This is a genomic window from Spirulina subsalsa FACHB-351 (genome assembly GCF_026130165.1).
GTDB lineage: Bacteria > Cyanobacteriota > Cyanobacteriia > Cyanobacteriales > Spirulinaceae > Spirulina_A > Spirulina_A subsalsa_A.
The window spans coordinates 13507-35016 of the sequence record NZ_JAIHOM010000031.1; the positions used below are offsets into that span (position 1 = coordinate 13507).

A 21510-nucleotide genomic window follows, 5' to 3' on the forward strand; every position below is an offset into this window, starting at 1 on the left:
TTTCTCTTACAAAACGACTAGAGGCCTATTGTAGAGGGGAGAAGGGGATTCTTGTAAAATGCGATCGCGTTATTTAAGATTTCATCTAGAAAACGCCCTCGGCGAGACAGGATAACCCCAAAAAAGGGGAGAGCCAACCTTGACAAGTTAAGCCTTAGATCGAGTTTCCCCCTTTGAATTCGCTACATATTTAACAAATTTAGGCTATTTTTTGCGATCAACAGTTAAATTATCTCAAGCTTTAAAGAATTTGTTAAAATAATAAAAAGCTCATTCGACACAAAGAATAATAAGAATGTAACTTTTTATCACAAGTTAAGTCAAGACCTTTACTTGTGATTCTATTTGTGTTGCGCCAAGGAGGCTGCAATGAAAGATCAGTTAATTTCCTCTCAGAATCAAAGCATTTGGAACACCCTCAAGCTGAAAACCCAAATGCTATTAGGTTACACAATTCCGGTTGCTGTGTTTGCAGGCTCAACGCTGATTGTTTATACTAACGCTAACCGTGTTTTTGATGCGTTTTCTCAAGTTGAAACTGTCCAAGAATCCATCATTGAAGTTGATAAAATGGCATTAGCAGGCAGTAATATGGTGGCTAATATCCGCGCTTATATTTTCAGTCAAGATCGGGAATTTGTCCAACTCTATGAACAAAGCTGGTTAGATTTTCAAGAGTCTAGTCAACAATTAAGCCAAATTGTGACAGATCCTCAACAAATGGCACGTTTCCAGCAGATGAATAGTATTGGTGAACAATACAACACCTACGCCCAGCAACAGATTAATCTTATTAGTCAAAATCGACTAGAAGAATCGATTAACTTATTTCGTCAAGGAGGCGGCAAACAGTTTTTATTGAACTTTTTAGAACTTAATGGTCAATTCAACACCGAAGAGACTAATCGACTCCAACTCCAAAATCAGGAAGCACGAAGTACCTTACAAAATGCTGTGAACCTATTAATTTTAGGGGCAGTTATTTCAGCCATTTCTGCTATTTTAATTGCTTGGTTAATTGCCTCATTAGTCAGCGAAAAAATAAGCCAAGCCATTGACGAAATTACCAACTCTTCACGGGATATTAGTATAGCAGTACAACAACAGGAAAAACTCACCAGTAATCAAGTGATTTCTGTGGAAGAAACCAGTAAAACAATGGATGATTTAGAAATTTCTGCTAAACAAGCGAGTCAGCAAGCAGAAACCTCTGCCTCCGGTGCCAGTCAAGTCTTATCCTTCGCTCAAAATGGCAATCGTCTAGTTGAAGATACCTTAGTAGAAATGGGTCACACCCGCAACAAAGTTGAAGCCATTGCCGAACAAATTACCCGTTTAAGTGAACAAACCAATCAAATTGGTAATATTTCCCAATTAGTTGGAGATTTAGCCAATCAAACCAATATGTTAGCCTTAAATGCCGCCGTTGAAGCTGTGCGTTCAGGTGAACATGGCCGTGGTTTTTCCGTCGTAGCCGCAGAAATTCGCAAACTCGCCGACGAAAGCCAAAAATCCGCCCACAAAATTAATACCTTGGTCAATGAAATTAAGCGAGCTACCCTCTCAACTGTTATGGTAACAGAGGAAGGGATTAAAAGTGTAGGCAACACCGTTAATTTAGCGCAAAAAACAGCCAAAGCCTTCACAGATGTTTCTGAACAAATCAACAATATTGTGTTGAACTCCCAGCAAATATCTGTTAACTCCAAACAACAAGCTTTTGCGATTCAACAAGTCGTTATTGCCACCAATAGCATTAATGAAAATGCGCAACAAAGTAGTAGTGGCATGAATCAAGTTAAACAGGGTGTACATAAGCTCAATAATGCGGCATTTGACCTCAAAGCGATTGTAGAATAAGGGAGCAGGGTAAAAATTGGGATGAAACGCCTAGGTTACTGTTGCGACAAGGGGGTTTTAGGGGATGTCTACGGATTTATTGATCACTGTTCTGTGTCATTCGGCGTATTTCTGAGTAGAAGCCTGTTTGCACAAAAGTCTCTCCTTGTCTGACTAAACTGGTGCGTAGACGTAAATTGGGACTCGCAAACCAGATGCGCTCCTCAGCATAGGTGGAATCTTCTTCAATGATTAAGGTGAGGGTGTCATCTGCCAAGATATAACGACCGTGATGGGTGGGTTGAGGGGGGGCAGAACGGATGAGTTGACCCTCGGCCTGATTATTGCTATCGGGTACCATGACCATTAGGCTAAAGCCCACCTGTTTAGGTTTTCCCCAGTCTACGGAATTATCCCAACTCATTTTTAGACCGCCTAATATTTGCTCCGGGGTGATTTGTTCTGATGCGCTTAAACTGGCCACTGTGGGATCTTGAGGGGGCAGAATTTCGACGGTTAAATCGGATTTGCTATTGTCTACTTCTGTTCCGACTAATTGGTAGCTGGTGCGTTGCGAGAACCATTTTCCGGCGCATTGTTCTAAAAATTCGTTAATATCCATGAAAAAATTATTGTTCTGGGGGAAACACAGTAGATAATCTAGGACAAACGGGGGCTGGAGGTTCCCCGTTCATCCTCACCCTGAGCCAACCTGAAAGGGTCTAACTCAGTGCTGTTAATCCCCATTGTATTATGATTCGGTTTCGAGCCGTTGCAAAGACAGGGCGGCTGCTTGGTGAACTTGGGGGTGGCTATCTTTGACGAGATATTTCAGGGCTGAGATGCTTTGTTCGCTGGGGAGATGGCCGAGGGCTTCGGCTAAACGTTGACGGACTAACCAATCGGGGGATGAGACGAAGTTCAACATTTCTGGGACGGCATCAAGGGCTTTAATTTCTCCGAGGGCGGCGATCGCAGCTTGATGTAAAACCACCTCATCCCCTTTCAGTGCGCTAATTAGAGCCTCTTTCGCTCGGATATCCTTTAAGTTCCCCAAAGACACGGCCGCACTAAAGCGCACTAACCATTCTGTATCTTCATAGAACGCACGCACTAAGGGTTCAAAGGCTCGGGGATCTTCTAAATAGCCTAATGCCCCAGCCGCATCAGCCCGAATGCCATAATCCGGGTCGGTTTCCAACAGTTTCACTAAAATATCAAAACTTTCCTCGGTGGGTTTAATCCCCAAGGCAAAGACGGCCATTGAGCGAATTTGCAACACTTCATCATTGAGGACTTTTTTGATCAGGGGGAAGGCCTCGGAGGGGGAAAAGTCCCGCAGGGAAGCTAAGGCAATCATGCGATCGCGGGAATTCTCGCTTTCGAGTTGGGTAGCAATTTGTTCTAAGCTCATGGGAATTCTGGGGGTAATGGTATCTTTACAAATTGTAATAAATTTCTCAGATAAAAGCCAAAACCGCACCGCCACTCTCCAGAAACACGCTATGATCCCAAAGGAAAACCATCCTTAACGAATCTTCATTTTCGGAGTGTAGCTATGTTTCTTGATGAACTCACGCCCTTGGGGAAAGAACTCCTACAACAACCCATTGCTTTTATGGGCGGCTTTTTTTCCGGTGTCTTTAAACTCAATTTAAATGAAGATCCCCTCAAAAGTTGGCTCAAAGAACAAGGGGCAGTTAATCTGTCGAATTCCGGAGGAAATGATAACAACGGCAACAATAACAACGGTCCCCAACCCATCCAAATTGATTAAACCCATACTAGGTATTTTGACTTAATTGGGGGGAATTTTGGGCAAATTCCCCCCAAATTCTGAAACCTATGTAAAGTTCAGCCCCTTTCCCGTCATATCTCCCTATCATGGATCAAAAAGGGGGAGCTATTTTGTCTTGCCAATCGACAGAACTCAGGAGCAACTAGCCTCTCAACTTCCCCTTGAGAATTACTGCTCATCTTGGAGGGTAAAATATGACAACATCAGAGCAAGCTGTAGCGTCATCCACAGCGCCATCAGTTGTCCCAGAGCAGGCATTAGATCGGGATTGTACCACCTTATCCCGCCATGTCTTACAGCAAACCGTAAAAACTCGAAATGCGCCCTCGCTGTTGTCTCCTGAAGCACAGGATATTAGCGCGATTATGAACCGCATTGCACTCGCTGGTAAACTCATTGCGAGGCGTTTGAGTCGTGCGGGATTGATGGCCGGGGTATTAGGATTTACCGGAGAAGTGAACGTTCAAGGCGAGTCTGTAAAGAAAATGGACGTTTACGCTAATGATGTATTTATCTCCGTTTTTAAACAAAGTGGATTGGTTTGTCGTTTAGCCTCGGAAGAGATGGACAAACCCTATTACATCCCGGAAAACTGTCCCATTGGACGTTATACATTGCTGTATGATCCTATTGATGGTTCGTCCAATGTTGATATTAATTTAAACGTGGGATCTATCTTCTCTATTCGTCAACAGGAGGGGGAGGATTTAGACGGAGAAGCTGCGGATTTATTGCAAGATGGACACAAGCAAATTGCGGCAGGTTATATTCTTTATGGACCGTCAACGGTGTTGGTTTATTCCGTTGGAGATGGGGTTCACTCGTTTATTTTAGATCCCAGTCTAGGGGAGTTTATTTTAGCAGAAGAACATATCAAAATCCCTGAACATGGTCCAGTTTATAGTGTCAATGAGGGGAATTTTTGGCAGTGGGAAGAATCCTTAAGAGACTATACCCGCTATGTTCACCGTCATGAGGGTTACACCGCCCGTTACAGTGGCGCATTAGTAGGGGATATTCACCGGATTTTATTACAAGGTGGGGTGTTTTTATATCCGGGGATGCTCAACAAACCGGAAGGAAAGTTACGCTTACTTTATGAGTCTGCCCCCCTTGCTTTTTTGATTGAACAAGCGGGAGGAAAAGCCAGTACGGGAATGAATCGTTTATTAGATGTGGTCCCCGATAAACTCCATTACCGCACACCTTTAATTATTGGCAGTCCGAAAGATGTGCAGTTAGTTGAGTCCTTTATTCAGGATCATGCCAAACGAAATCAGTGAACAGTAGGCAGTAATCATCTGTAGAGTGCGTCAGCAGAATAACTTAGGTAATGCAGAAATTACTGCAATCCTGACGCACCATCTTTAATCAGTAAACAGCCATTTGTAGGTTGGGTGCAGCGGAGCGCAAAACCTAACGAAACATTCAACAATTATCAATGATCAATTCCCTATTCAAGCGAGGTATATTATGACCAAAACTAACCCCATTTTAAACATTGAAAATCAATACGGTCAAAGTATTTGGCTGGATAACTTGAGTCGAGATTTAATTGAATCGGGGGAACTGGCCCAGTTGATTGAAACGCGGGGGATTCATGGGATTACTTCTAACCCGGCGATTTTTGAGAAGGCGATCGCAGGCAATAAAATCTATGATGGGGCCATTCGCGCTGGAATTGAAGCCGGACAGTCCACCCTAGAGATTTATGAGTCGTTGGTATTCGACGACATCCGTAACGCCTGTGATGTATTTAAGCCCATCTACGAAGCCACTCAGGGGCTAGATGGCTATGTAAGTGTTGAAGTCCCCCCCAACTTAGCCAAAGACACCGACAGCACCATCCAAGAGGCCATCCGGTATTATCAGGCCATTAATCGGGAAAACGTCATGATTAAAATTCCAGGCACCCCCGAAGGCCTCCCAGCCGTTGAGGCCGCGATCGCCCAAGGCATTAACGTCAACGTCACCCTGCTCTTCTCCGTCCAGAGTTACATTGACACCGCTTGGGCTTACATCAAAGGCCTAGAACAACGGGCAGCCCAAGGCCAACCTATTCATAATATCGCCTCCGTTGCTAGCTTCTTCCTCAGTCGTATTGACAGCAACATCGACGACCGTTTAGATGCCAAAATTAAAGCCGGAGTCAGTCAAGACACAGCCAGTAAACTGATCGCCCTGAAAGGCAAAATCGCCATTGCCAACGCTAAAATCGCCTATCAACACTATAAAGACATCTTCGGTAGCCAACGGTGGCAAGCCCTAGCGGACAAAGGAGCCAAAGTGCAGCGCCTCCTGTGGGCTAGCACCAGCACCAAAAACCCCGAATACAGCGATGTCATGTATGTAGACGAACTGATCGGCCCCGACACAGTGAACACCCTGCCCCCCCAAACTGTGGAAGCTTGTGCCGATCACTGTGATCCCGCCAATCGGATCGAGTCTGACCTTGAAACAGCGAAACAGTACCTGAGTACACTACAAGATCCTGACGTTGACATTAATCTAGATGCCGTCATGGCGGAATTATTAGAAGAAGGCATTGATAAATTTATCAAACCCTTCGACTCCCTCATGGCCTCCCTAGAAGACAAAGTAAAACAACTGGCCACCGTCTAGTTGATTAATAATTAATAATTATTGATTATCAATTCACCCCCTAACTCCCCATTTCCTTCCTACAAACGATTTCATGATTACCCTGCAAGAAAATCCCCTGCGCGTTGGACTGCAACAAGAACGAACCCCCGAACCCCTGATTTTAACTATCTTTGGGGCATCGGGCGACCTCACCCAACGGAAATTAGTCCCCGCCCTCTATCAACTGAAAAAAGAACGTCGCCTTCCCCCCGAAATCACCATTGTCGGGGTAGCGCGTCGAGATTGGAGCGATGATTATTTCCGGGAACAAATGCGCCAAGGCGTGGAAGAATTTGGCGGCGGCATTGGGAACGAGGCCGTCTGGAACGACTTCGCCCAGGGCCTCTTTTACTGTTCCGGTAACATGGATGAGGCCGCCAGTTATGAGAAACTCGACACCCTTCTGAGTGAACTCGACGGCAAACGCGGCACAAGAGGCAACCGTGTATTTTACCTCGCCGTTTCCCCCAACTTTTTTGTCCCCGGTTTAAGAAACTTGGGGGCCGCCGGAATGCTCAAAGACCCCATTAAAAACCGGGTGGTGATAGAAAAACCCTTTGGCAAGGATTTAGGCAGTGCCAAGGCTCTAAATCGGGTCGTTCAGGAAGTTTGCCGAGAGGATCAGGTCTACCGGATTGACCACTATTTGGGCAAAGAAACAGTACAAAATATTCTCGTGTTCCGCTTCGGCAACGCCATCTTTGAACCCCTCTGGAATCGGAACTATGTGGATCATATCCAGATTACCGTTGCCGAAAGTGTGGGCGTAGAAGATCGGGCCGGCTACTATGAAACCTCTGGCGCACTGCGGGATATGGTACAAAACCACCTGATGCAGCTTTTAGCCATTACGGCAATGGATGCCCCTAATTCCCTCGATGCGGACAGTATCCGGAACGAAAAGGTCAAAGTCTTCCAAGCCATGCACTTGGCCGACACCCAAAACCTTGACCGTTCAGCTATTCGCGGGCAATACTCCGCCGGGTGGATGAAAGGGAAACCCATTCCGGGGTACCGGGAAGAACCGGGCGTTAAACCGGGTACGACTACCCCCACCTTTGTGGCGATGAAATTAATGATTGATAATTGGCGCTGGAAAGGGGTGCCGTTTTATTTACGCACGGGGAAACGTTTACCGAAAAAGGTGAGTGAAATTGCCATTCAGTTTAAGGAGGTGCCGTTACTGATTTTCCAGTCGGCAGCCCAACAAACCAGTCCTAATATTCTGGCTATGCGCATTCAACCCAATGAGGGGATTAATTTACGCTTTGAGGCGAAAATGCCGGGGCCAGATTTACGGACGCGCACGGTAGATATGGATTTCAGTTATGGGAGTTCTTTTGGTATGGAAACGGCAGACGCTTATAACCGTTTGTTATTGGATTGTATGTTAGGAGATCAAACCCTGTTTACTCGGGGGGATGAAGTGGAGGAGGCTTGGCGGGTCGTCACTCCGGCTTTAGCCGCTTGGGATGCTCCGGCTGATCCGGCTACAATTCCCCAGTATGAGGCTGGAACTTGGCAACCGACGGAGGCTGAGTTTTTGATTAACCGCGATGGACGACGTTGGCGCAGATTGTAAGGTCTGATCTGCTCTAGCTCGCTATTCAGGGGATTTATCCCCCCTAGCCCCCCTTTGGAAGGGGGGGACTGGAGTATCCCCCCTAGCCCCCCTTTGGAAGGAGGGGACTGGAGTATCCCCCCTAGCCCCCCTTTGGAAGGAGGGGACTGGAGTATCCCCCTTAGCCCCCCTTTGGAAGGAGGGGACTGGAGTATCCCCCTTAGCCCCCCTTTGGAAGGGGGGGACTGGAGTATCCCCCCTAGCCCCCCTTTGGAAGGGGGGGACAATACGGGCTTAACTTTTCAAGATTGTCTATTCCCTATTAACTATTACCCATTACCCATTACCTGATTATGGTTCCAACTTCCCCCCCTTTGGTTTCTCTGCAAGCCCCTAAAGATGTTTCGATTGATGAAATTGAAGCCTCTTTGCGGGATATTTGGCAAAACTATAGCTCTGGTGAGGCCGGTTTGGCGGCTACTCGCGCTACAACCTTTAGTTTTCTGATTTATGAACCGGATGGCACTCAGCTACTGTTAGCGGCGTTAGGGTTCTATACAGGCCCCATTGATGGCATTTCTGGCGGCCGCACAGAAGCGGCGATTAAGGCGGCACAAAAAGCCTATGATTTTGAGGTGACGGGTAAATCTGATGAGGCGTTTATCAAACGGCTTAAGGCGGAGTTTGAACAGTTGACGGTGTTGGATAAACAAACGCCGGATAATTTGCGCGCTGCGTTACAGTATGCGCCGGATTTGGATGGGGCGGGGGTGGCGGATGCGATCGCCTCTTCCAATCCTTGCCGCATCATCACCCTTTGCCCCACCACCGGAGCCGATGAAGGAGTAACCGCCCAAGTTTCCGCCTACTGTCCCATTCAAAAACGCAGCAGCAGCACTTTAATCTGTTGTGAATATATCAACCTGCGCGGCACAGCAGAAGCCCTAGAACGCATTGGGGGCATTATTTCCGCCCTAATGATCCCCGACTTACCGAAATTTATCTGGTGGAAAGCTACCCCCCAATCCGACTACGGATTATTCCAGCGCTTGGTCAAAAACTGCGACACCATCATTGTCGATTCCAGCAGTTTCAGCCATGCCGAAGCTGATTTACACTGTATTGGTAGCTTAATTGACCAAGGACTCCCCATTGCAGATTTGAATTGGCGACGGATTGCCCCGTGGCAAGAATTAGCCGCCGAAGCCTTTGATCCTCCTGAACGTCGTTTACAAATTTGGGAAGTGGATCAAGTAGTGATTGACTACGAAAAAGGCAACCCATCCCAAGCTTTATTATATTTAGGTTGGTTAGCCAGTCGGTTACATTGGAAACCCATTGCCTACGAACACGAAGGGGGAGATTATGATATCCGTCGTATTCGTTTTGTGGGGAAAGAACAGCGTCATATTTCTGTAGAGTTGGCGGGCATTCCTACGGCTGATTGGGGCGATATTCCGGGGGATTTAATTAGTTTGAAACTGGACTCCACCAACTGTGAGGCGGATTGTTGTACCGTATTATGCTCGGAAACGACTGGCTGTATGCGTATGGAATCAGGAGGGGGCGCTCAGTCTTGTCGCATTAATCAAGTGACTTCCCTTTCTGATCAAAAAACGGAACAATTATTGGGTCAACAATTGCAACGTTGGGGGAAAGATATGCTCTATGAAGAGAGTATGGTTTTAACCTATGAAATGATGCAGTTGATGGCAAGATAAAAGCAACTTGGAGGGTGAATCCTGTCATGGCGAGGGGGAGGAAAGGTTAATCCGGGAGATGTATCGGAAAAGTCCCCCGAAGCAATCCCTCCTTGACTCATAGAATCCTGTCATGGCAAAGGGGTATGTCTCCAATTGGCTTGGGGGATTTCAACTCCGGCTATGAGGACTGTTGGCGGTTTTGGATCTTTCATCTCTCTATTCTACTCTACCACCCGCGAATAGTTACTTCAAGGTTAGATCCCCCTCTGTATTCCACTTAAGAACCTTGAGAACCATTGCCCGCATTTCCGGGGGGTTTAGGAGGGATAGAAGAAGGGTTTTCCCGATGTAACATTAAATCTGTCATCGCCTGATTTAAGGCATTAGGATCCATAAAAACAATCTTAGAATTCGGACTTTCACTTAACTTTTCATTGGCATCGACATAACGTTGCGCTACTAAATATTGTAAAACTTTTTGTGCATCCGGCTGTAATTGCAATGCCTTTGATAACATTTCAATCGACTTAACCGTACCCTCCGTTTCCAATAAAGCCGCCCGTTTTTTACTCTCAGCCGCCCGTTCTAACTCTAGAGACTCCATCACCGTCCGCGCTGGGGTGATTTCTCGCACCTCCACCCGAGTAATTTTGACTCCCCAATTTCCTGTAGCTTCATCTAACTGTTGTAGTAGTTCCTGATTAATTTTATCCCGGGAGGAGTAGGTTTCTTCTAACTCTAATCGTCCAATGGCTGATCGTAGTGTTGTTACAACTAAGTTCTCAATAGCTGAAGTAATATCTTCGACAACATAGAAGGTTTTCTCTAAATCAATAATCTGCCAATACACTACTGCATCGACCCGTAAGGACACATTATCTTTAGAAATAGCATTTTGCGGATCAATGCCTAAGACCTTTTCCCGCGTCGTTTCTTCCACAACAATTGAATCCACAACCGGGACAATAAAATTGAGTCCGGGGGTCAGTTTTTTGTTATACTGTCCTAGTCTTTCAACTAAGGCCTCATTCCCTTCATTAATAATACGAATTGAGGCTAAAAATGCCCCCACTGTGCTAATAAATGCAGCCAGAACGCTATAAAGTAAAATATCCATAGGTTGGGAAGTATTAACGGGATTGTTCAGCGCTTCTAGGAAACACCCTAACTTACAATTATTATAGAACAGTCCCGGAAAGCCTATGGCAGGAAGGGGGAATCACCGGAGTGCCACAGAAACTCCGGTGAGTCTCCTCTGTTAACTTACACTTCAGTGATTGTCAGGTTTTGCCTTAGTGGTGATGGTGATGTTCACCATGATGATGATGGTGGTGGTGGTCATGGGTGTGACTGTGAAGGCTTTGAGCTAAACTGGGGTTAACGGTCACTCCGGTTTCTGCCAGAAGTGCCTCGATTTGGGGATTGGCCCAGTCTGCAACCATGTTCAAAAAATCAGGATGATCATTGACGCAAGCCATTTGAACGTAGGTGACTTTATAATATTTTTGGCGCAAATGCCCCATAATATGCTCTACATCTAACAGGGTTTCGTGGTTTTCTGTGGCAAAACCAATAGGCATCATAACAATGGCGGTTGCCCCTAATTCTATTAAGTTTTTGGCGGCTAGTTCAACATTAGGTTGTGTCCATTCAATTAAGGGGGTGTCATGGTTCAACCAACCGATGGAAATGAGGGGATATTTATGAATTAATTTAGCGCGAACGGCTTCATAAAGGGCTTCACTTTCCATAATTCCAGAGGTGAATCCTTTGGCTTTATGGGGACAACCATGATTCATTAAAACAATCCCGGTTTGTGAGGGTAAGTGAGCTACGGCTAAATCTTTTTGAATTTTTTCTTCGACTAAGCGGGCTAGGAGGTCAATATAGGCGGGTTCATTGTAAAAGGAGGGAATATATCGTGTTCCTTTTAACCAGTGTTCTCCGGGGTCTGCTAGGTGGCTGAGAGCGTGATTGACTTGTTCAACGGCGATGCCACTGGTAAAGATAGAATCGACGACTAACAGGGGATAAATCAAGAGTTTATCGAATCCCTCGGCTTTGATTTGGGTTAATATTTGTTCGGGTAAATGGGGGGCGCAAAAGTTGAAGGCTTTAAAGACTTTTACTTTGTCTCCCCAAGTTTTTTGAAGGGCTTGTTCTACTCCAGCTCGTTGTTGTTCAAAAATCTGATTATGGGGGGAAATAAAATTTCCGTGTTGATGACTCCATTCATGGAGGTCAAAGATGGCGAGTAATTTGGCTAGGGGGGGGTAAATCCAAGTGGGTACGGGGGCAAATTTAGCGGTCAGCAGATTTAGTGCTTGTTCGTTATAGTTGGCAAAGTCTTCATAACTTTCTACTTCACCATAACCCATGAGTAACACAGCAACGCGATCGCCGCCTGTGGGGGTATCTTTACTCTGGTGTTGGATTTTCTCTGGGGTAGCAACCACGATTCAACTCCTACAGGTGGATTCAGTTTCCAAATCATTTAATCTTTAGCATACCATCCCCTTGGGGGGGATGAGGGGATGAGAGGCAGGATGAGGGGATAGTATTGCTTTCCCCGCTTTCCAGAGATGGGGCTACCCTGCTCCAGTTTTTTCAGGTGTTTTAGGGTACACTTGGGCCCAGATCACCCTTGTTTTGAGTGATTAACACCGGACTTAAGGGAGGAATTTTTGAATTTTGCGAAATCCTCAATCTAGTTTGTGGAGTAATGACAAGGTGCATGACCAATGATCCTTTTAATCCGTTACAACTAAGGAGTTGCAAGCTTCTATGAAAATTTCTGCGATCGCCCTCAGCGCTATTTTAGGTCTAGCTACCCCTACGATTGCACAGATGGCCGTCCCCAGTCCCGTTGTCGCTCAAAGTCGTTTACCCATTGGCACCTTCCAGAATGCCGAGTGGTCTGTCACCCTAGACTATTACAACAACGCTCTGAGCTATTACGGCCGCAATCGACGCACGGACAATGACATTTACCTCAGTGGAGCCAGCACCGGAGGCAATGCCCAGCGACGAGTTTACACTTGGCGTAATGGCAACATCCGCTATCAAGTCGCTTGGCAACCTTCAGACCCTAATGTAATTCGTGTACAAGTAATTGATGGCAATGGACGGACAATCCTTAATACCCTCTTATATCGCTAAAATCTTAGATGGTACTATCCCGGAGGTGAAAGAAACCCAGAGGACTTATTGTCCCATCATTCCTCCTCCCCTGTGCCGTTTCGTGACTCCCTCTTTCATCAGGTGAACTATATATTCTGGCTGATTCTGGAAACATCGGGTTTTTTAGCTCTGATGTTTCTTTCTGTTATTTCTGCCGATTCAAACTCGACGGAAAAGCTGACCCAAGATTTGCGATAATGAGTAGTGAATCTTAATCAATAGATCCTATGAGTGAAGTTAAAACCATTTCAGGACGAGGCATTCCCCTCCAAGGTAATGATATTGATACAGACCGCATCATTCCCGCTCGTTTCCTGCGCTGTGTCACCTTTGACGGTTTAGGAGAACAGGCTTTTGCGGATGACCGTCAACAAATGCAGGGACAACACCCCTTTGATTTACCCCAATATCAAGGGGCTAATATTCTCGTCGTGAATGAAAATTTTGGCTGTGGTTCCTCGCGGGAACACGCCCCCCAAGCGTTGTCAAAATGGGGAATTCAAGCCCTCATCGGGGAGAGTTTTGCAGAAATTTTCTTTGGTAATTGTGTTGCGATTGGCATTCCCTGTGTAACGGCTTCGCCGGAACAAGTTGCCCAGTTACAACAGGCTTTAATGAATAATCCTCAAGGCACGCTTACCCTCAATTTAGAAGCATTAGAAGTGGGTTTTGAGGGCTTAACGTTTAAGGTTGAAATGGGGACGGGTTCTCAGCAAATGCTGACGACGGGAACATGGGATAGTTGTGGGCAGTTAGTGGCGAATCGGGAGCAAATTCTGGCGACTACGGCTCAATTACCCTATCTCGTTTGGGCTTGATCTAAAAGCGTTTTTGATGAGTTCAATGCCTCGAAAATTGACCCATCAAACAGACTTATTCCCGAGATTTGGAAACGCTATATGCTGTCATTTGTATTCAATCAGATGTCAAGATGCCTTCTCCAAAACCTCAAGGAAAATCCTTATCAAGTAGTGCATCATCTTTGTGAACAAGCTGATGTTGAGTCTAGCGTTGGTTTTTTTCAGCAAGCCCCACCTAGTACCCAGAAACCGGGTTGCGTTGATTGTCTGGTTTTCTCGGTGCGCCCTACCAAAAACCCGGTTTCTTATTTCGGATTAAGCAAAACGCCGACGTAATAAGGGTTGAATGAGTGCCAAAACTACCCCATCAAACAACACTAATACAGTCAACACTACGGCGAAATTCATTTCTCCCCAAGGGGCTGTCATGACGACACTATTTAACCCCCAATCACTATTGAAATAGAGATAACGAATGGGTTCAATGGCATAGGTTAAGGGGTTAAAAGAGGCAACCCATTTTAACCAGTTGGCCATAAAAGATAGGGGGGCTAAGGCGGTGCTGGCAAAGAGTAGGGGTAAGTTGGTGACAAAAATCACGGCAATCAGTTCAATATGTCCGGGGAGGGCAAAGGCCAGACCTAAACTGAGGGCGGTTACACCCAGGACAATCAAAAAGACAATGGTGGCGATCGCAATTAAACCCCCAATCCCCGGCAAACCTGCACCCAGTAAGGCACTCGCCCCGACAATCACCCCGGTCTGGATAAAGGCCAAGGCGATAATATACAGGGTAGAAGCGGCCACAATGGAATAACGAGTGGTCAAGGGAGCGACTAATAGACGATTGAGAAAGCCAAATTCTCGGTCAAACATGACCGGAAGTCCGGCATTTAATGCCCCAGAAAAGGCTGTAAATACAATTATCCCGGGGGCGAGAAACTGCCCATAATTTACATCAAATCCGAATAATCCTTGAGGGGCTTTATAAAACAATGCCCCAAATAAAATCAACCACATTAAAGGCTGAATTACTCCCGCCATTAAGGTGGAAGGACGACGCTGAAGTTGAATAAACAACCGTTGAGTTAGGGCGAGGGTTTCTTGAACAAAATTAGCCAGTTCATTCTCCCCAGTGGTCATTTCCGCTAGGGCTGGATTGGGGGCTAAACTGTTACTAGAATTGGGTAAAATCGATTGACTCATGGTAAAACTTTCCTCAAAAATAAACTTTCAAAACCAACAGATTTTTTAGCTTTTCATCGCTTGTTTTTGCTCTTTTTTTATGTCCCTTGTCCCAGCAGCCGCTAACTCTGCATCCATTAAGGTGCGTCCTGTGGCGGCTAAATAAACATCATCTAAACTGGGTCGCGATTGGGCTAAACTAAAGGTCGGTAAACCAATCGATTGTAAATTCTGCTCAATTTGGGTTAGGGGGTTACAATCCCGTTGCACCACTAAATTTAAGGAGTGGCCTTGGGCTTCATTAATAATTACCTCTTCCACAAAAGGTAAGGTTTGTAATTGCTGTTTGGCTTGTTGGGCTTCTTGGGGTGGGGTAAACTCCCGAATGCGTAAGGTAACGCGATCGCCTCCCACTTGATCTTTTAACTGGGAAGGACTGCCCTCGGCTAAAACTAAACCCCGATCAATAATGGCCAGACGATCGGCCAAAGCGTCTATTTCTTCTAGATAATGACTGGTAATTAAAACCGTTGTCCCCGCTTCCCGTAACTGACGCAGAAAGTCCCACATGACAAAACGACTTTCTATATCTAACCCCACAGTGGGTTCATCTAAGACTAAAAGTTGCGGTTGATGCAATAATCCCGAAGCGAGATCCAACCGTCTGCGCAATCCCCCGGAATAGGTTCCGGTTTTTTGATCCCCATAGTCTTGTAATCCCAACAGATTCAGTAATTGTTCAATCCGTTGCCGGGCTAAGGCACTGGGTAAATGGTACAGGGCTGCTTGTAACTTTAACAATTCTCGCCCGGTTAGCATTTTATCTAAGGCGACCTCTTGGGCGACATAGCCGAAGTATTTTCGCGCTTCCTTGGGGCGATCGCGCACGGAAACCCCACAAACTTCAATTTTCCCCTCGTCGGGCTTGGCAAGGGTACATAAACAGCGAATGGTTGTGCTTTTGCCCGCCCCATTGGGACCCAAAAGCCCGAAAATTTCCCCCTTTTCTACGTGAAACGAGATATCTTTCACGGCCTCTGTAGCCCCGTATTTTTTCTTTAAATGCTCTATAACAACGGCAGCAGCCATAACTTTACAATTTGCAACACTCTACGTTCCCCTATTGTGACACAATCCCCCCCCGTTGACGGAGGGGGATTAGCGAAATTAGAAACCGGGTTTTTAGTCGGGTGTGTCGAGAAAACCAGACCATAAAGGCAACCCGGTTTCTGGCTAATGACTGGACTCCCGATTCCCCAATCACTCTTGCCTTAGCCCAGAGGAATCACGATGACAAACTCTGTGCCTTGTCCTTCTTGGGAGTGGCACTCAATGCGCCCTTTGTGCTTCTCAACGATAATCTGATAACTAATGGATAACCCTAATCCAGTGCCTTTGCCGGGGTCTTTAGTGGTGAAGAAGGGGTCAAAAATGCGCGATCGCACCTTCTCGGGAATCCCCACCCCATTATCCCCCAGTCGGATTTCCACTTGATGATCCAGCAAGCGCGTTTGAATGGATAAACGCGGCACATCCTCAAGATCAGATTGATGATATTTCATCTCTAGGGCATCAATGCTATTGCTCAACAAATTCATAAACACCTGATTGAGTTGGGCTGGATAACATTCCACCAGAGGCAAGGTGTCATAGTCCTTCACCACCTCAATGGTTTTACTTGTGGCACTGCTTTTAAAACGATGTTGCAAGATTAACAGAGTGCTATCAATCCCCTCATGAATCTTCGCGGGTTTTTTCTCAGCCTCATCAATCCGGGAAAACGTCCGCAAAGATAACACCAACTGCCGAATCCGTTCCGCCCCAATTTTCATAGAATCAAGGGTGCGGGGAAGGTCTTCTTCCAGAAAGTGAAGATCAATCTCATCGGTGTGTTGAATAAGATCGGGATGAGGATTGGGGTAGTAGTCCCGATATAGTTCCAACAGCCCTAAAATATCTTGGGCATAGTCCTCCACATGGGTTAAATTGCCATAGATAAAGTTGACGGGGTTGTTGATTTCGTGGGCAATCCCGGCCACTAACTGCCCTAAACCGGCCATCTTCTCATTATGAATCAGTTGGGTTTGAGCGGTTTTCAACTCTTGGAGGGCGATCGCCAGTTCCTGGGCCTGTTGACGAGTCGTTGCCAACAATTCGGCCTGTTGCAGCGCTACCCCCAACTGTTCCGACACTTGCAGCAATAACTCCCCTTCCGCCACATCCCAAGTCCGAGGGGTGCTATTTTGATAAACGGCCAACAATCCCCATAGCTTCTCCCCTTGATAAATCCCTACAATGACATAGGCTTTCGCCTGCATTTGATGCAAAACATTGAGATAACAAGGACTAAATCCCGCCTGTGCAATATCATCACACATCCGCATCGGGCTTCCTGGAGTAAAGCGTCCCCCTTGGGTATCTTGGAGATAGGTGTCCGCTTTGGGCAGGTGGGCGAGGTTTTTTAAGCTACAGTCACTGAGATTCCCGCGTAACTTGGGATAAACCCATTGTTCCGCCATCAAATGAATCCAGCCCTCTCCCACAGATTCAAAGACAAATTCACCACTCCAATCCTCATTAAAGCGATAAATCACCACCCGATCCACCGCTAAAATGGTTTTGACTTCCTCAGCAGCCGTGCGGCAAATCGTAGCAAGATCAAGGGATTGGCGGATTTTGCCGATAATAAGGGCCGTGGTTTTCTGGCGTTGGAGGGATTTTTCCTGTTCCGCCGCGATCGCTAATTGTGCCGATTGGGCTTGCATTTGTTGCAAATATTGCCCCTGTTGAATGGCCATCCCCAACTGAGAACCAATTTGGGTCAACAGTTCCACCTCATCAGCTTGCCAGTAACGAGGGGCCGAATTTTGATAGGCCGCTAACAAGCCCCAGAGATTCTCCCCCAAGAAAATGGGAACAATCATATAAGCCCGGGCTTGTAATTGTTCTAACATTTGGAGATGACAAGGGGAAAAACCCACCTCATAAATATCCGTAACTGTTGAGGTTTCATGGGCAGCATAGCGACCCCCCTGAGTTTCTCGCAAATGTTTGTCCGAAATAATTGGGCAGTTTTTCCCCACCACAGTCCGCCATTCTTCCCCTTTGGACTCCGCCATAAATTCCCCGCTCCAATCCGGCAGAAAGCGGTAAATCACCACCCGTTCCGCTTGTAAAACCTGCCGCACTTCTTGAGTCGCCGTGTTAAAAATGGTTTGCAGGTCTAAAGAACGGCGGATTTTTTCGCTAATACTAGCGAGGGTTTTTTGTCGTTGGGCGACTTGGCCGAGATATTGGGCTTGGGAACGGGTTTTGGCTAATAATTCCGCTTGTTGGAGCGCAATGGCTAACTGTCGCCCAATTTGGGCTAATAAGTCCACCTCGTGGCTTTCCCAACGTCGGGGACCAGAGTTCTGATAGGCCGCTAAAAGGCCCCACAACTGCTCTCCATGTAAAATGGGTACAATCACATAGGCGCGGGCTTGAAACTGCTCTAACAGGGCAATATGACAGTCCTGATGCCCCGCTAAGTAGATGTCATCAATAGCGAAGGTTTCCCCGTGAACATAACGCCCCCCTTGGGTTTCCTGAAGGTGGGTGTCGGCAATAATGGGCTGTTCTCCCCCCACTAAACTACACCACTCCTCCCCTTTAGATTCCGCCACAAATTCCCCACTCCAGTCGGGGAAAAAGCGATAAATAGCCACTCGTTCCGCTTGTAATACCTGACGGACTTCTTCGGTACTGGTGCGGAAAATCTGCTCAATTTCCAAGGAGGCACGGATTTTGTCGGCGATCGCACTCATGAGACGATGATAACGCGCTGCCTTTTCCCGTTCCATTACCTGTGCCAACTCCCGCGCTTGTCCCTGCACCCGTTCCAGCACATCATTTTGTTGCAGCGCGACACTCAAATGTTCCGCAATATGACGAATAAATTCAATTTCTCTTGCTTCCCAATCCCGAGGCCGATCACATTGATGAATACAAATTAACCCCCATAATTTCTCCCCCTTCAACAGAGGCACCACCAGATTCGCCCTCACTTGAAACTGAGCTAAAATCTGACTGTGACAATCACTTAATCCCGCCGCCTGAATATCCGCCACCGCCTGAATCCGCCCCTTTTCGTAGTGCGCAGCAAACTGATCTCCAAAACAGTGATCACAGACCCTTTTCTCCAAGACCGAAGACACACCCGACCGAATTTCCTCACAGATAAATTCTCCCTGCCAATCTAACTCCGGATAAAAACGGAAAATCGCCGCCCGATCTGACTGTAACAACTGACAAATCTCTGTCACCGTTGTTTGAAAAATAGTTTCCAGTTCTAAAGACTGACGAATACGAGTAATAACCCCTAAAAGAGCTTTTTGTTGTTGAATTTGGGTTAATTCTTCAGTTGTAATCATAATAACTAATCAGCGATTCCCTCCTGCTAAAGTAACAAAGAATTGTGACAAAAATGAGACAGGCTCAAGAGCTTAAACCCGTTTGATAATTTCAGAATTATTTTTTGAGTTGCGTCTAAAAAATCTAGGATGGGTGGGTTTTACGACCTAGCCGATTCCGGCTAATGTCCAAGCTCAGTCAGTTTTAGGGTGATACACACAGCAGAAACCTGTCAGAAATTCTTGAGGCAAGAACTGAATGGAGAAAGCACTGAGAAGGAACTCATCACTTTTCTCTGCCTGCACAAATTTCCGCCATTAAAAATAATTTATTCTTCCTCTCTTATTGTAAGGGATGGGCTGCCTTTTCTCCCAAAAATACTCAGTCAGGCTGGAGGTTGTCCAACAATCTCCCCACCCCCGAATCAACAATAAATCATTGTAGGGGGCGAACCATCGTGACCCGTTAAGCATCAATGTCCTCTGGTCAAGGTTAGGGCATCGGAACTGTTCACGGATTACTGATTACTGATTACAATTGGTTCACAAGACTGACCCGATAAATAACCAACCTTGTGGAAAAAACGCCAAGTCAAAACCACGGCAGCAGTCATCAGTCCAAAGACACAACCTAACCATAGACCAATGGCTTGTAGCCCCAGCCTCTGGGCTAATAAATAGCCACTACTGAAGCCGACTAACCAATAACACACAATGCCAATAACTAGGGGAATTTTTGTGTCCTTAATACCGCGTAATGCACCGTTTGCCACAACTTGCACTCCATCAAAAATCTGAAAAACAGCCGCCACTTTTAACAAGCTCTTGCTTAATTCAAAAACCTCTATATTTTCAGCTTGATTAACGTCTAAATATATGGTAATAACCAATTCTGGGAAAAACCATAAAATCATGGCCATTAAACTCATAAACCAAGATGACAAAAGAATACCTACTATTCCTGACCTTTTTGCACTTTTTACGTCACAACGCCCCAGATTTTGACCGACTCGCATAGTCGTAGCATAGGCAATCCCCAAGGGAATCATAAAGGTAGTAGCCGCCGTTTGTAGGGCGATTTGATGGGCGGCAAGGGAAACTGTTCCCCAGAGTCCCATGAGATAGGTAATAACGGTAAATAAACTTGCTTCGACCAGGAATAGCAGGGCGGAGGGGGTGCCGATGCGGAGTAATTCCCATAAAACCGGGAGATGGATTTGATAGCACCGGGTAAAGAGGTGATAAGGTTTTAAGTGGCGATCATAAAATATGCCAATTCCTAGTAGCAGAAACTTCACCCAGAAGGCTAAGGTACTCGCCCAACCAATCCCCGCAATTCCGAGAGTAGGAAAGCCCAATTTTCCAAACATGAGGACGTAATTTCCCCCCACATTTAGCAGAATTCCTGTCACCATAATAATCATGACTAAACGGGGACGATTGAGGGCAGAAGTCATATTTCTTAAGGCGATAAATCCCAAGGCGGCTGGAAGTCCCCACACAATAGATTGTAGATAGGCCTGGGTGAGAGGTAAATGATCTTCTGATTGGCCTAACTGCCGCAAAATCGGCGTAAAGTGCCATGTTAGGAGCATCAGGGGGAGGGATAACAAAAGGGTCAGCCAGAAGCCTTGGGCGTTGATTAGACGCAGTTTGGGGAAGTCTCCAGCCCCGAAGGCAATGGCAGCAACAGCGCCGACGGCCGATAACATCCCGGTGGAGACGATGAGGAAGGTGGTAAAGGTGACAGCACCTAATGCACCTCCGGCTAGGGCTTTCGGGCCTAATTGTCCCATCATAATGGTATCTACAAAATTGATCACCGCTTCTGATAATTGGGCGGCGGCTAAGGGAATCGCCAGTTGTAGACAAGCTTGAATTTCTTGAATCCAAAATGATTTAGCTCTCACCCAAATATGACTCCTCAACGTAGTGCGGACGTTAAGAGTATCTTAGAGCTTGCTGAGAAAGTCTACTGGTCGGGGAGTCGGGAGTCAGAAATAATTAGGGTCTGCTGAAAAAGCCCAATGCTAGAATCAACATAGTGACGACCTTCATGAGGGGGAGTAAGGAGGGAAGGAACTCTGGTCTAGCTTAATTCTCTGAAGATTTGAGGATTTGTTGCACAACAGTGGGGTCTAATTCCAGAAGCTCGGCAATTTCATCAGGAGACATCCCTCGGTCAGCTAAACGGTGGATGAGTTGCTGTTTCATCTGCTCTCGTCCTTGCTGCAAACCCTGCTCTCGACCCTGTTGTAAACCCTGCTCTCGTCCCTGTTGTAAACCTTCCTCTAGTCCCTCTTGCTTCATTTCTTGAGCAAAACGAGTCTTTTTCAAATTCTCCACACTAAACATTTCTCCTAACTCCTGACGACTAATCTGGGGCAATTTATACAAAACAATCGTTTCT

16 protein-coding genes and 1 pseudogene are annotated in these 21510 nt (G+C 46.3%); 8 read left to right on the plus strand and 9 right to left on the minus strand.

Going from position 1 to position 21510, the window contains the following annotated elements; all coding sequences use genetic code 11:
• The first annotated feature begins 369 nt into the window (after nucleotides 1-369).
• Nucleotides 370-1860, plus strand: a complete 1491-nt coding sequence (locus tag K4A83_RS08060; protein WP_265263964.1) for a methyl-accepting chemotaxis protein — start codon at nucleotides 370-372, stop codon at nucleotides 1858-1860.
• Between the two features lie 76 nt (nucleotides 1861-1936).
• Here the strand turns inward: K4A83_RS08060 and K4A83_RS08065 are convergent, their stop codons facing one another.
• Nucleotides 1937-2461 (minus strand): phycobiliprotein lyase, encoded by a 525-nt coding sequence (locus tag K4A83_RS08065; protein ID WP_265263965.1) that lies wholly within the window; start codon nucleotides 2459-2461, stop codon nucleotides 1937-1939.
• 129 nt (nucleotides 2462-2590) lie between these two features.
• Nucleotides 2591-3253: a HEAT repeat domain-containing protein gene (locus K4A83_RS08070; RefSeq protein ID WP_265263966.1), complete on the minus strand. Its 663-nt coding sequence runs from the start codon at nucleotides 3251-3253 to the stop codon at nucleotides 2591-2593.
• Nucleotides 3254-3397: 144 nt separating this feature from the next.
• Between K4A83_RS08070 and K4A83_RS08075 the strand changes: the two genes are divergently transcribed.
• The 5 genes from K4A83_RS08075 (at nucleotide 3398) to opcA (ending at nucleotide 9562) form a co-directional block, all read left to right on the plus strand.
• Nucleotides 3398-3616 carry a hypothetical protein gene (locus K4A83_RS08075; RefSeq protein WP_265263967.1) on the plus strand — a complete coding sequence of 73 codons (219 nt, stop codon included), beginning with the start codon at nucleotides 3398-3400 and terminating at the stop codon, nucleotides 3614-3616.
• 215 nt (nucleotides 3617-3831) lie between these two features.
• Entirely contained in the window at nucleotides 3832-4920 is a 1089-nt protein-coding gene (fbp, locus tag K4A83_RS08080; protein ID WP_265263968.1) for a class 1 fructose-bisphosphatase, read from the plus strand.
• A gap of 190 nt (nucleotides 4921-5110) precedes the next feature.
• Entirely contained in the window at nucleotides 5111-6259 is a 1149-nt protein-coding gene (tal, locus tag K4A83_RS08085) for a transaldolase (protein WP_265263970.1), read from the plus strand.
• Nucleotides 6260-6332: 73 nt separating this feature from the next.
• Nucleotides 6333-7862 carry a glucose-6-phosphate dehydrogenase gene (gene zwf / locus K4A83_RS08090; RefSeq protein WP_265263971.1) on the plus strand — a complete coding sequence of 510 codons (1530 nt, stop codon included), beginning with the start codon at nucleotides 6333-6335 and terminating at the stop codon, nucleotides 7860-7862.
• Between the two features lie 332 nt (nucleotides 7863-8194).
• Nucleotides 8195-9562, plus strand: a complete 1368-nt coding sequence (gene opcA / locus K4A83_RS08095; RefSeq protein WP_265263972.1) for a glucose-6-phosphate dehydrogenase assembly protein OpcA — start codon at nucleotides 8195-8197, stop codon at nucleotides 9560-9562.
• Between the two features lie 259 nt (nucleotides 9563-9821).
• Here the strand turns inward: opcA and K4A83_RS08100 are convergent, their stop codons facing one another.
• On the minus strand, nucleotides 9822-10661 hold the full coding sequence (locus K4A83_RS08100; RefSeq protein WP_265263973.1) for an SPFH domain-containing protein: 840 nt from the start codon (nucleotides 10659-10661) through the stop codon (nucleotides 9822-9824).
• 175 nt (nucleotides 10662-10836) lie between these two features.
• Nucleotides 10837-12000, minus strand: coding sequence for a ferrochelatase (locus tag K4A83_RS08105; RefSeq protein WP_265263974.1), 1164 nt, complete (start codon nucleotides 11998-12000; stop codon nucleotides 10837-10839).
• 328 nt (nucleotides 12001-12328) lie between these two features.
• Here K4A83_RS08105 and K4A83_RS08110 point away from each other — a divergent pair, with 328 nt between their 5' ends.
• Both K4A83_RS08110 and leuD read left to right on the plus strand, forming a co-directional pair.
• Nucleotides 12329-12703 carry a hypothetical protein gene (locus K4A83_RS08110; protein ID WP_265263975.1) on the plus strand — a complete coding sequence of 125 codons (375 nt, stop codon included), beginning with the start codon at nucleotides 12329-12331 and terminating at the stop codon, nucleotides 12701-12703.
• Nucleotides 12704-12951: 248 nt separating this feature from the next.
• Nucleotides 12952-13542 (plus strand): 3-isopropylmalate dehydratase small subunit, encoded by a 591-nt coding sequence (leuD, locus tag K4A83_RS08115; RefSeq protein WP_265263976.1) that lies wholly within the window; start codon nucleotides 12952-12954, stop codon nucleotides 13540-13542.
• Nucleotides 13543-13839: 297 nt separating this feature from the next.
• Here leuD and K4A83_RS08120 read toward each other — a convergent pair whose 3' ends face one another.
• From K4A83_RS08120 to K4A83_RS08140, 5 genes and pseudogenes are all read right to left on the minus strand, one after another.
• Complete coding sequence (locus K4A83_RS08120; RefSeq protein ID WP_265263977.1) at nucleotides 13840-14730, minus strand: ABC transporter permease; 891 nt, start codon at nucleotides 14728-14730, stop codon at nucleotides 13840-13842.
• 45 nt (nucleotides 14731-14775) lie between these two features.
• A complete protein-coding gene (locus K4A83_RS08125) occupies nucleotides 14776-15798 on the minus strand; it encodes an ABC transporter ATP-binding protein (protein WP_265263978.1) in 1023 nt (340 codons plus the stop codon).
• A gap of 182 nt (nucleotides 15799-15980) precedes the next feature.
• Nucleotides 15981-19121, minus strand: coding sequence for a GAF domain-containing protein (locus K4A83_RS08130; protein ID WP_265263979.1), 3141 nt, complete (start codon nucleotides 19119-19121; stop codon nucleotides 15981-15983).
• A 497-nt stretch (nucleotides 19122-19618) separates the two neighbouring features.
• Nucleotides 19619-21010, minus strand: a complete 1392-nt coding sequence (locus tag K4A83_RS08135) for an MATE family efflux transporter (RefSeq protein WP_265263980.1) — start codon at nucleotides 21008-21010, stop codon at nucleotides 19619-19621.
• A gap of 184 nt (nucleotides 21011-21194) precedes the next feature.
• A pseudogene (locus K4A83_RS08140) lies at nucleotides 21195-21510 on the minus strand (Rpn family recombination-promoting nuclease/putative transposase); the annotation flags it as partial.

What these genes read in the sequence shown, in the direction of transcription:
- K4A83_RS08070 (WP_265263966.1), bottom strand. Translation starts at nt 3,253, where the DNA reads ATGAGCTTAGAACAAATTGCTACCCAACTCGAAAGCGAGAATTCCCGC.
- K4A83_RS08110 (WP_265263975.1), top strand. Translation starts at nt 12,329, where the DNA reads ATGAAAATTTCTGCGATCGCCCTCAGCGCTATTTTAGGTCTAGCTACC.
- fbp (WP_265263968.1), top strand. Translation starts at nt 3,832, where the DNA reads ATGACAACATCAGAGCAAGCTGTAGCGTCATCCACAGCGCCATCAGTT.
- tal (WP_265263970.1), top strand. Translation starts at nt 5,111, where the DNA reads ATGACCAAAACTAACCCCATTTTAAACATTGAAAATCAATACGGTCAA.
- leuD (WP_265263976.1), top strand. Translation starts at nt 12,952, where the DNA reads ATGAGTGAAGTTAAAACCATTTCAGGACGAGGCATTCCCCTCCAAGGT.
- K4A83_RS08065 (WP_265263965.1), bottom strand. Translation starts at nt 2,461, where the DNA reads ATGGATATTAACGAATTTTTAGAACAATGCGCCGGAAAATGGTTCTCG.
- K4A83_RS08060 (WP_265263964.1), top strand. Translation starts at nt 370, where the DNA reads ATGAAAGATCAGTTAATTTCCTCTCAGAATCAAAGCATTTGGAACACC.
- K4A83_RS08125 (WP_265263978.1), bottom strand. Translation starts at nt 15,798, where the DNA reads ATGGCTGCTGCCGTTGTTATAGAGCATTTAAAGAAAAAATACGGGGCT.
- zwf (WP_265263971.1), top strand. Translation starts at nt 6,333, where the DNA reads ATGATTACCCTGCAAGAAAATCCCCTGCGCGTTGGACTGCAACAAGAA.
- K4A83_RS08100 (WP_265263973.1), bottom strand. Translation starts at nt 10,661, where the DNA reads ATGGATATTTTACTTTATAGCGTTCTGGCTGCATTTATTAGCACAGTG.
- K4A83_RS08075 (WP_265263967.1), top strand. Translation starts at nt 3,398, where the DNA reads ATGTTTCTTGATGAACTCACGCCCTTGGGGAAAGAACTCCTACAACAA.
- opcA (WP_265263972.1), top strand. Translation starts at nt 8,195, where the DNA reads ATGGTTCCAACTTCCCCCCCTTTGGTTTCTCTGCAAGCCCCTAAAGAT.
- K4A83_RS08130 (WP_265263979.1), bottom strand. Translation starts at nt 19,121, where the DNA reads ATGATTACAACTGAAGAATTAACCCAAATTCAACAACAAAAAGCTCTT.
- K4A83_RS08120 (WP_265263977.1), bottom strand. Translation starts at nt 14,730, where the DNA reads ATGAGTCAATCGATTTTACCCAATTCTAGTAACAGTTTAGCCCCCAAT.